Raw genomic sequence first — 1,097 nt, forward strand, 5'->3', positions numbered from 1 at the left:
CCAGCCCCGCCGCCACCTGCGGACGCGGGCGCAAATGGGCGCGGCACGCCTCCGGGTACAGGCGGGCGGCCTCTGCCCCCATGCTTTCCAGCGCCAGCAGGCCCACGCGGGCCAGACCCACGCTCCCCACAAGAAACAACTGGTCGCCCGGCTGGCAGCCGCCCCGGCGCAGGAAGGGCGACGTACCCCCGGCAGAGGGTTGCGGGTGACCGCCGCTTGACTCGATGCAGCCTGCGGCATCAGCCGCGCAACTCTCCCCACCTTCCGGCCCGCCATCCTCCATTATGCCCGCATGGGTGAGGCGCGGCGCGGGGCCGCCCCATACGGTGATGCACAGGGACAGGGCATCGCCCCGGGTCAGGTCGCCCCCGGACAGGGCCATGTCGTGCTCGCGGGCCAGGGTTGCCATGGCGGACAGCATCTCGTCGCAGAACTCGCGCGAAAGGTCGGCGGGCGCGGTGAACGCCAAGCTGAAGCCCAGCGGACGCGCCCCGCAGGCGGCGAGGTCGCTGATGTTCACGGCCAGCGCCTTGTGGCCGATGTCGCCGGGGGTGAAGTAGCTGGTGCGGAAGTGGCTGTGCTCGTTGAACAGGTCGGTGCTCACGGCCATGCGCGGCGGACAGGCGATGACGGCGCAGTCGTCGCCGCGTCCCACGCACAGGTGGGGGTGGGCATTGCTGAAATGGCGGTCGATGGCGGCGAGGAAATCGTCCTCGGAGGCAAGCCGGGTCATGCGAAGGCTCCTGGGATGTGCGGTGGAACGCCCCTGCGGCGCGGGCGGCGAAACACGCTTCGCCTGCGCTTTCGGGACGGGCGACGCCTTTCGCGCCGCCGGAGCACGCCGCCATGCCGCATCGGCCTGACGGCGCTGCCCGTGTCAGTCTGATTCCAGCGTCAGGTATTCGGCCATGATCACCTTGAGGCCGAAACCGGGAAAGTTCACGCGATACTTGTCGGGCGGCAGGTGCTGCACGATCTTGCCGCGCCCGAAGATGCGGTGGGTGCAGTAGCCGCACCGGCCCGCCGGGGCCGTGCCCCCGGACAGCAGCGAAGGCGCGGCAGCATCGGCGGCTGGCTGGCCGCCGGATTGCCCGCCA

The 1,097-nt window shown here is 71.1% G+C and carries 2 protein-coding genes; both read right to left on the reverse strand.

The features are described 5' to 3' along the window. Positions 1–733 (reverse strand): thiamine-phosphate kinase (locus FVW20_RS16280; protein ID WP_196610414.1); only part of this gene is annotated, 733 nt, incomplete at its 3' end. Between the two features lie 144 nt (positions 734–877). Next, positions 878–1,097: hypothetical protein (locus FVW20_RS16285; RefSeq protein WP_196610415.1), on the reverse strand; the 220-nt coding region annotated here is incomplete at its 5' end.

It is taken from the genome of Nitratidesulfovibrio oxamicus, assembly GCF_015731765.1.
Lineage (GTDB): Bacteria > Desulfobacterota > Desulfovibrionia > Desulfovibrionales > Desulfovibrionaceae > Cupidesulfovibrio > Cupidesulfovibrio oxamicus.